Origin of the sequence: Mesorhizobium sp. M7A.F.Ca.CA.004.04.2.1 (genome assembly GCF_004022825.1) — a bacterium.
Lineage (GTDB): Bacteria > Pseudomonadota > Alphaproteobacteria > Rhizobiales > Rhizobiaceae > Mesorhizobium.
In genome coordinates this window covers 1-8,269 of sequence record NZ_RZPH01000168.1, presented here as the reverse complement: position 1 = coordinate 8,269, position 8,269 = coordinate 1, and the positions used below count along the sequence as shown (strand labels likewise).

Sequence of the window (8,269 nt, the reverse complement as noted above, 5' to 3'; positions counted from 1 at the left end):
CTCCTGGACACCGGCGGGATTGAGGATCGGCACCATCGTGTCGACGAACAGGAATTCGGTGGCGTGCGCATTGGTCGAGGATTCGGCCATATGGTCATCGCCCATCAGCGCAAGCACGCCGCCATGCTTCGACGATCCGGCGAGGTTGGCGTGGCGGAACACGTCGCCTGAGCGATCGACACCCGGTCCCTTGCCGTACCAGACCGAAAAGACGCCGTCATGAGTGCCCTCGCCCAGCAGTTCCGTCTGCTGCGTTCCCCAGCAAGCGGTGGCGGCAAGCTCCTCGTTGAGACCCGGCTGGAAGACGATGTCAGCCTGGGCGAGCTGTTTCTTCGCCTTCCAAAGCTGCATGTCGAGGCCGCCGAGCGGCGAACCGCGATAGCCGGAGACGAAACCGGCCGTGTTCAGGCCGGCGCGGCGATCACGCTCGCGCTGCATCAGCAGCATGCGGATGACCGCCTGCGCGCCGGACAGGAAGATGCGCTCCTTTGCGAGATCGAACTTGTCGTCGAGCGCGACGTCGTGCAGCGTCATCAGGCATTTCCTCTGCGGAGGCCACGCGGGGCAGGCAGCCAACGTCGGGGTCGGATGACGCATCCTTTCTCCCCTTGCAAGGCAGGTCAAACAAAATCGCAGATGCCAGGCAACGCGCACCGAACAGTCCGCGTCCATCCTGAATCGGGTATGAAACCGGTCCGCGGATATTGCCCGGCGCACGAAAATTTCAGCTGCGGCCCGGATGGCCGCGACGCGTCAGCCGCCCTTCGAGCAATCCGGCTTCGGTTCGCCCGGCAGCTTGCCGTCGGGATGGCCGACGAGATCGGGATTGGCGGTGTAGAGCTGGTCGATGACCAGCGGCCGGTCGGGCAGGATCGACTGGTCTTCCGTCGACATCAGCGTGGTGTCGATCTTCTGCAGGACCGCGCCGTCGGCGCCTTTGATGCTGATGGCAATCGCATAGGGCTTGTTCTTGACGACGCAGGTCAGTGCCGGGCTCTCCAGCGTCACCTTGTCGAGCTTCGGCCAGACCTTCTGCTCGACCACCAGAGGCGCGCCGCCGGCGGGATCCTGGAAGCTGGCGACCGCGACCTGGCCCTCTCCCATCGGCTTCAGCGGCCGCAGGGTCACGACATAAGTCGCCCTTGCGAGGCGGTAGTTGAAGACGAATATCTTGCCGGAAATCTCGAACAGCTTGCCTTCGTCATTGCCGGTATCGCGGCAGGCGCCCAGCGCAACGGCCGCGATGAGTGCCACGCCGACAAGGATCGAACGGGAAAGGCCGCTACGCATTCCTGACCTCATTTTCCGCCATGCGACGGCGACGATAGTGACGGCTTGCCTTCTGCCTGTTGCCACACACCGCCATGTCGCACCAAAGGCGGCTGGAATTGCGGCTTCTGTCGACGAACAGCCAGGTGCAATTGGGACAGATCCTCAGCCTCGCGACGGTGTCGTCACGCAGAAGCGACAACGCCGAAACCGCCAGTGCCGCCTCGAAAGCGATCGGCGTCAGGGGATCACCGAACGGCCTCCCCGGCGCACCGATCTCGGTCCGGCTGCCGGCAAGGCCATCGGCGCAGGCTCTCAGGAATCCGGGCAGATCAGTGGTGGCAACCGCGCCCTTCGACGCCGCTCCACGAAACAGCCGGTCGGTCGCCTCGCGGATCGACAGCACGACGGGTGCGATCGCCACCGCCGAGGATACCGCCAATGGCCTATCGCCAAGTTCGGCAGCGCGAAAGCGGCTCGCCGCATCGGCGAAGCGGGCAATCTCGGCCGGATCGTCGAAGCGATCGAAGGTTCGCCCCGGATCGCCGCGCAGCACGACGGTGTTCGCTGTGTCGAGCGCAAGCAGGCCGCCGGTGAAGCGGTGCGGGGTCCAGGATACCGTCATGGCGAAAATCTAACCTATAAATCGTATTTGACAAGTTAGATTCAGCGATGCACCCTCACTCTGGGCTGCGATGATCTTCGCAGCCTTTTGAGCCTGTCGTTGGCCAGGACCGCTTCGCACTTTTGGGCGGCATGCTTCGAGGTTTTGCATGCTCTATTTCTTCCAGCAGGTGTTGAACGGGCTGCATTCGGGCGCGCTTTATGCGCTGCTCGCCTTTGGCTATGTGCTGACCAACGGCATCCTGCACCGCACCAATCTCGCCTATGGCGCGTTGTTCGCCTTTTGCGGCCAGACGATGATCCTGACCGCCGCCTTCGGCTATCAGATGCTGTGGCTGACGCTGCTGGCGGCGGTGGCGCTCGGCGTCGTCGCTGCGTTCTTCTATGCCGCGCTGATCAGCCACGTGCTGTCGCGCAGTGTCTTCGAACCTTTGGCCGACCGCACACCCAATGCAATCGTGGTGACGACGCTCGGCATCCTGCTGCTGCTGTCCGAAGCGAGCCGCATCGCCGCCGACACGCACGATCTGTGGCTGCCGCCGATGCTGGCGCAGCCTATCGTTTTCGCGCAGGGCGCCACCTTCAGGGCAACGCTGACGCTCATCCAGCTCATCGACTGCGCCGTGGTGGTGGCGGCAATCGCGCTGGCCAGCTGGGCATTTGCCCGATCGAGCTTCGGACGGCGCTGGCGCGCCGTCTCCGACGACCCCAGGGCAGCCGCTATGTGCGGCGTCGACGTGCGCGCGGTGTTCCGGCACGCGGTCCTGTTCGGCGGCTTCTGCGCCGCGCTGGCCGGTGTGATGGCCGGGCTCTATTACGGCAATGTCAGCTTCGGCTCGGGCCTCGTCTACGGCCTGAAAATCCTGTTCGTGACGGCGGTCGGCGGATATCTCTCGCCGTCGCGCGCGGCACTCGGCGCGGCCGCCTTCGGCATGGCCGAATCGCTGTGGGCCGGCTATTTCCCGGTCGAATGGCGCGATGCGTGGATGTATCTGTTCCTGGTCACGACGCTGATCCTGATCGGCGCCGGCCGCGACACCGGCAAAATCGCCTGAAACGTCAGACTTTGGTTGCATGACGCCAGGGCAGATCGCCGGTATTGGGCACTGTCTGCCATGCGATGATATTTGCTCCCTCTATCCTTGTTGACCCGTCAGTCCACGCGCGGCATACCGTTGGACCACGCGGCGTGACGGACAAAAGGGGGAAGCCGGCACGCCTCCGGTACAAGGGAGGAATGCATGGCAGGGCTTCTTGCTCTATCCAGGACAATTGATCGCGCCAACGAATTCATCGGCAAGTGGATATCGTGGCTGATCCTGCTGGCGATCCTGGTGAGCGCCGCCAACGCCATTATCCGCAAGGTGTTCGACATATCCTCGAACGCCTGGCTCGAGCTGCAATGGTATCTGTTCGGCGCCGCCTTCATGCTGGCCGCCGCCTATACGCTGAAGCAGAACGAGCATATCCGCATCGACGTCGTCTACGGCCTGTTTTCACGCCGCGTGCAGCACTGGATCGACCTACTCGGGCATCTCTTCTTCCTGATGCCGTTCGTGACGTTGATGGTGATCTATTTCGTGCCCTATGTGTCGCTGTCGTTTCGCAGCGGCGAGATGTCCAACAATTCCGGCGGTCTGATCATCTGGCCGGCCAAGGCCATCCTGCTCGTCGGTTTTTTCCTGCTCGCGCTGCAGGGCATCTCCGAGATCATCAAGAAGATCGCCATCATGCGCGGCGACATGGACGATCCCAATCCGTTCATTTCCGTGCATGAGCAGGCCGAACTCGAAGCCAAGGCGCTGGCCGACGAGGTGCGCTCGTGATGGAGTTCATCGCGCAGAACATGGCGCCGATCATGTTCGCCTCGCTGATCATCTTCCTGCTGATCGGCTACCCCGTCGCTTTTTCCTTGGCCGCCAACGGCTTGATGTTCTTCTTCATCGGCGTGCTGCTGTCGCCTTATTCCGGAGGATCGATCAACCTCGCCTGGCCGCTCCTGCACGCATTGCCGGATAATTTCTACGGCAGCCGGGTGATGTCGAACGACACGCTGCTGGCCATTCCGTTCTTCACCTTCATGGGCATCGTGCTCGAGCGATCGGGTATGGCCGAAGACCTGCTCGACACGATCGGCCAGCTGTTCGGGCCAATCCGCGGTGGCCTTGCCTATGCGGTGATCTTCGTCGGCGCGCTTTTGGCAGCGACCACCGGCGTGGTGGCGGCTTCCGTCATCGCCATGGGCCTGATCTCGCTGCCGATCATGCTGCGCTATGGCTATGACCGCCGGCTCGCATCCGGTGTCATTGCCGCCTCGGGCACGCTTGCCCAGATCATCCCGCCGTCGCTGGTGCTGATCGTGCTTGCCGACCAGCTCGGCCGTTCGGTCGGCGACATGTATGCCGGCGCGCTGATCCCCGGCCTCGTGCTCACCGTCCTCTATATGTCCTACATCCTGATCATGTCGATCATCCGGCCGAACTCGATGCCGGCGCTGCCGCTCGAGGCCCGTACACTCGGCCATGGCGTGATGTCGCTGCTGGTGGCTTTGCTGGTCACATTAGCGGTTTCCTACGCGGCGTATCGTTATCTGGCGCCGGCGCATGGCGACAATGCCGACATTCTCGGCGCGACTGCCGGAGTCCTGTTCATCTACATCGTCGCCATTGCCGACAAACGCCTGAATTTCAACATGATGTCCAGGCTCGCGCAGCAGGTGATCATCGTGCTGATCCCCCCGCTGGCGCTGATCTTCCTGGTGCTGGGCACCATCTTCCTGGGCATCGCCACGCCGACCGAAGGCGGCGCCATGGGTTCCGTCGGCGCCTTGATCATGGCGGCGGCAAAGGGGCGCTTGTCGCTTGACGTCGTCAAGCAGGCACTGGCCTCGACGACAAGGCTATCGTCCTTCGTGCTTTTCATCCTGATCGGCGCACGGGTGTTCTCACTGACCTTCTACGGCGTCAACGGCCACATCTGGGTCGAGCACCTTTTGACGTCGCTGCCGGGCGGCGAGGTCGGCTTCCTGATCGGCGTCAACATGCTCGTCTTCTTCCTCGCTTTCTTCCTCGACTTCTTCGAATTGGCGTTCATCATCGTACCGCTGCTGGCGCCCGCCGCCGACAAGCTCGGCATCGACCTGATCTGGTTCGGCGTGCTCCTGGGCGTCAACATGCAGACCAGCTTCATGCACCCGCCCTTCGGCTTCGCGCTGTTCTACCTGCGTTCGGTGGCTGCGCGCGTGCCCTATCTCGATCGTCTCACCGGCAAACAAATCGCGCCGGTGACCACCGGACAGATCTATTGGGGCGCGGTGCCCTTTGTCTGCATCCAGGTGATCATGATCGGGTTGACCATCGCCTTCCCGCAAATGGTGATGCACTACAAGGGAACGACCGTCGATCCGGGCACGATCGACTACCAGGTGCCGGAGATGCCCGGCCTGTCGCCGCTCGGCACGCCGCCGGCGGATGGCGCAGCGCCTGCCGGCGGCGGCACGGCTCCCGCCGCCCCCGATCTGTCGCAGCCGCCGAGCTTCGGCGACGCGCCGCCGGCCAAGCCGGCAACGCCACAGCCCGACCTGTCGCAACCGCCAAGCTTCAACTGAACCGGCATGGTCAAAACCATGAAAGCGGTGCGGCTGGAAGCAGTGGGCGGCATCACGCTGCGCGACGTCGACATGCCTGACATCGGTGCGGATGAGCTACTGGTGCGCATCGAAGCCTGCGGCGTCTGCGGCACGGATCGGCATCTGTTTCACGGCGAATTTCCGTGCACGCCGCCGGTGACGCCCGGCCATGAGTTCTCCGGTCTCGTCGAGGCGATCGGAAAATCGGTCTCGGGTTTTGCCATCGGCGATCGTGTCACCGGCGACCCCAACATCGCCTGCGGGCGCTGCGCGCGTTGTCACGCGGGACAAGTCAATCTCTGCAGCAATCTGCGCGCCATCGGCATTCATCGCGATGGCGGCTTTGCCGAATATCTTGCCTTGCCGCAGAAGCAGGCTTTCGTCCTGCCTGCGGGCCTCGATCCCATGCACGGTGCCTTCTGCGAGCCGCTCGGCTGTTGCCTGCACGGCGTCGACCTTGCCGGTATCAAACCGGGCAGCTCGGTGGTCGTGCTTGGCGGCGGCGTGATCGGCCTGCTCACCGTACAACTGGCAAGATTGGCGGGAGCCACGACCATCATCCTGTCGACCAGGCAAGCCTCGCGGCGCGCCCTCGCCGAGGACCTCGGCGCGACAATGACGATCGATCCAACCACCGCCGATGTCATCGATGCCATCGCCGGACCGGTGGGGCTGGTGCCAGGCGGTGTCGACGTCGTCTTCGAATGTGCGGGCGTGCGAGAGACCGTCGAGCAGTCGATGCGGCTGGCCCGCGCCGGTGGCACGGTCGTCATCGTCGGCGTGACGCCGCAAGGCGTGAAAGCTGAATTCGAGCCGTTCGACCTGCTGTTCCGGGAACTGAAGGTGCTCGGTTCCTTCCTCAATCCCTACACCCATCGCCGTGCCGCCGAACTCATTGCTTCCGGCACGATCGAGATCGATAGGCTGATCTCCAGGCAGGTGTCGCTTGAAGAAGCGCCAGCGGTGATCGCCAATCCGCCGGCGCCCGGCGAGGTCAAGGTTCTGGTGGTGCCGCGCCGAGGCTGAACCGCCGGTTTCGCCTCCGGTATATACAGAAAAGCTCCCTGAGCGGGTTCCGCCCAGAGAGCTTTTGAGCAGAAGTCCGGCCGACTACAGCTTGCCGTTGCGCTGCTGGACCATCATGAAGGTGTCGTAATTGTATTCGGCCACCTGCGCCCAGAGATAATGCTCCTTGCGGAAGCCCTTGATCGATTCCCAGATCTTCTTGAACGGGGCGTTGGAGGCTTCCATTTCGGTATAGACCTCGTTGGCCTTTTCGAAGCAGGCGGCCATGATCTCCTGGCTGAACGGGCGCAGTTTCGCGCCGCCGGCTACCAGTCGCTTCACCGCCGCAGGGTTCAGATAATCGTATTTCTGCAGCATGTTGGCGTCGGCCGCCTGCGCGGCAGTGTGCAGCAGCGACTTGTACGTCGGCGAAAGTTCTTCGTACTTCGCCTTGTTGAACATCAGGTGGACGGTCGGGCCGCCCTCCCACCAGCCGGGATAGTAATAATAGGGCGCGACCTTATAGAAGCCGAGCTTCTCGTCGTCATAGGGACCAACCCATTCGGCCGCGTCGATGGTGCCTTTCTCCAGCGCGGGATAGATATCACCGCCGGCGATCTGCTGCGGCACGACGCCGAGCTTCTGCACCACCTTGCCGGCAAAACCGCCGATTCGCATCTTGAGGCCGGAAAGGTCGGCCACCGTGTTGATTTCCTTGCGGAACCAGCCGCCCATCTGGACGCCGGTGTTGCCGCCCGGCAGGCCGAAAAGGCCCTGCGTGGCGAGAAACTCGTTGAACAGGTCGATGCCGCCGCCATGGTAATGCCAGGCATTCATGCCGCGTGCGTTGAGCGAAAAGGGAACCGCCGCACCCAGCGCCCATGTCGGGTCCTTGCCCCAGTAATAATATGCCACCGTATGACAGGCCTCGACCGTGCCGGCCGTGGTGGCGTCTGCGGCCTGCAGGCCTGGCACCAGCTCTCCGGCGGCGAAGACCTGGATCTGGAAGTTACCGTCGGTGGCTTCCGACAGCATCTTCGAGAACACCTCGGCACCGCCATAGATGGTGTCGAGCGACTTCGGGAAGGACGACGCCAGCCGCCACGTCACCTTGGGATTGGACTGGGCTATTGCGGGCGCCGCCAGTGTGGCCGCCGCCGCGGCGGCACCGACGCCGGTGACACCGGCCTTGCGAATGAATGAACGACGATCCATGAAGTTCCTCCCTTTTGGATCAACAGGCCGACGTCAGGAAATCCTCGGTTTCCGTGTCGGTTCGTTCAAGACAATACACAGGCAAGAAGTCGAGTCCAGCACGGCGACCCGATTTGACGGCGAAGCCCAGCTACCCTGCAACTATAGTCTAACAGGCCATTTCGTGGCCCATGCGACACGCCGAAACTTGGCATGGAAAAACAACCGGGGATCGCCTATTTTAGCGGCAGGTATCCCTTGCCCAGATGGAACACAGAGCAAAATGCATCAGCCGCTCGTCGCCATATCGACCGACGTCCGTCAGTTCGACAACTACACCTGGCATGCCGCCCCGCAGCAATATCTGGAAGCGGCGATCACCGGCGCCGGTGTGTTCCCGCTGCTGGTGCCATCGTTCGGCGACCGGCTCGACTTCGACGAACTTCTCTCGTCGGTCGACGGCGTGATGGTCACCGGCTCGAAATCCAATGTGCATCCCTCGCTCTATGGCGGCGACGCCAGCGAAGCCAATGGCCCCTATGATCCGGC

At 63.0% G+C, this 8,269-nt stretch carries 8 protein-coding genes and 1 pseudogene; 5 read left to right on the top strand and 4 right to left on the bottom strand.

The window, feature by feature from the left end:
* From EN893_RS10450 to EN893_RS10440, 3 genes and pseudogenes are all read right to left on the bottom strand, one after another.
* Positions 1-534: pseudogene (locus EN893_RS10450) on the bottom strand (indolepyruvate ferredoxin oxidoreductase family protein); the annotation flags it as partial.
* Positions 535-753: 219 nt separating this feature from the next.
* Complete coding sequence (locus EN893_RS10445) at positions 754-1,290, bottom strand: hypothetical protein (protein ID WP_127269757.1); 537 nt, start codon at positions 1,288-1,290, stop codon at positions 754-756.
* Positions 1,283-1,894 (bottom strand): CGNR zinc finger domain-containing protein, encoded by a 612-nt coding sequence (locus EN893_RS10440; protein WP_127271073.1) that lies wholly within the window; start codon positions 1,892-1,894, stop codon positions 1,283-1,285. The genes EN893_RS10445 and EN893_RS10440 overlap by 8 nt, the downstream gene beginning before the upstream one ends.
* A gap of 148 nt (positions 1,895-2,042) precedes the next feature.
* Here EN893_RS10440 and EN893_RS10435 point away from each other — a divergent pair, with 148 nt between their 5' ends.
* The 4 genes from EN893_RS10435 (at position 2,043) to EN893_RS10420 (ending at position 6,547) form a co-directional block, all read left to right on the top strand.
* Positions 2,043-2,948 carry a branched-chain amino acid ABC transporter permease gene (locus EN893_RS10435; RefSeq protein WP_127266511.1) on the top strand — a complete coding sequence of 302 codons (906 nt, stop codon included), beginning with the start codon at positions 2,043-2,045 and terminating at the stop codon, positions 2,946-2,948.
* Between the two features lie 186 nt (positions 2,949-3,134).
* The gene (locus EN893_RS10430; RefSeq protein WP_127266510.1) at positions 3,135-3,719 is read left to right on the top strand and encodes a TRAP transporter small permease subunit; all 585 of its coding nucleotides are present in this window, start codon (positions 3,135-3,137) and stop codon (positions 3,717-3,719) included.
* On the top strand, positions 3,716-5,500 hold the full coding sequence (locus tag EN893_RS10425; RefSeq protein ID WP_174800303.1) for a TRAP transporter large permease subunit: 1,785 nt from the start codon (positions 3,716-3,718) through the stop codon (positions 5,498-5,500). The genes EN893_RS10430 and EN893_RS10425 overlap by 4 nt, the downstream gene beginning before the upstream one ends.
* 18 nt (positions 5,501-5,518) lie before the next feature.
* A complete protein-coding gene (locus tag EN893_RS10420; RefSeq protein ID WP_164748951.1) occupies positions 5,519-6,547 on the top strand; it encodes a zinc-dependent alcohol dehydrogenase family protein in 1,029 nt (342 codons plus the stop codon).
* Positions 6,548-6,631: 84 nt separating this feature from the next.
* On the opposite strand, the gene EN893_RS10415 is transcribed toward EN893_RS10420, so the two are convergent.
* On the bottom strand, positions 6,632-7,741 hold the full coding sequence (locus EN893_RS10415; RefSeq protein ID WP_013528215.1) for a TRAP transporter substrate-binding protein: 1,110 nt from the start codon (positions 7,739-7,741) through the stop codon (positions 6,632-6,634).
* Positions 7,742-8,003: 262 nt separating this feature from the next.
* Between EN893_RS10415 and EN893_RS10410 the strand changes: the two genes are divergently transcribed.
* The coding region (locus tag EN893_RS10410; RefSeq protein ID WP_164900789.1) for a gamma-glutamyl-gamma-aminobutyrate hydrolase family protein at positions 8,004-8,269 on the top strand (266 nt) is incomplete at its 3' end.

Excerpts from the sequence above, each read along its gene's own strand:
- EN893_RS10415 (WP_013528215.1), bottom strand. The coding sequence starts at position 7,741 with ATGGATCGTCGTTCATTCATTCGCAAGGCCGGTGTCACCGGCGTCGGT.
- EN893_RS10430 (WP_127266510.1), top strand. The coding sequence starts at position 3,135 with ATGGCAGGGCTTCTTGCTCTATCCAGGACAATTGATCGCGCCAACGAA.
- EN893_RS10420 (WP_164748951.1), top strand. The coding sequence starts at position 5,519 with ATGAAAGCGGTGCGGCTGGAAGCAGTGGGCGGCATCACGCTGCGCGAC.
- EN893_RS10445 (WP_127269757.1), bottom strand. The coding sequence starts at position 1,290 with ATGCGTAGCGGCCTTTCCCGTTCGATCCTTGTCGGCGTGGCACTCATC.
- EN893_RS10440 (WP_127271073.1), bottom strand. The coding sequence starts at position 1,894 with ATGACGGTATCCTGGACCCCGCACCGCTTCACCGGCGGCCTGCTTGCG.
- EN893_RS10435 (WP_127266511.1), top strand. The coding sequence starts at position 2,043 with ATGCTCTATTTCTTCCAGCAGGTGTTGAACGGGCTGCATTCGGGCGCG.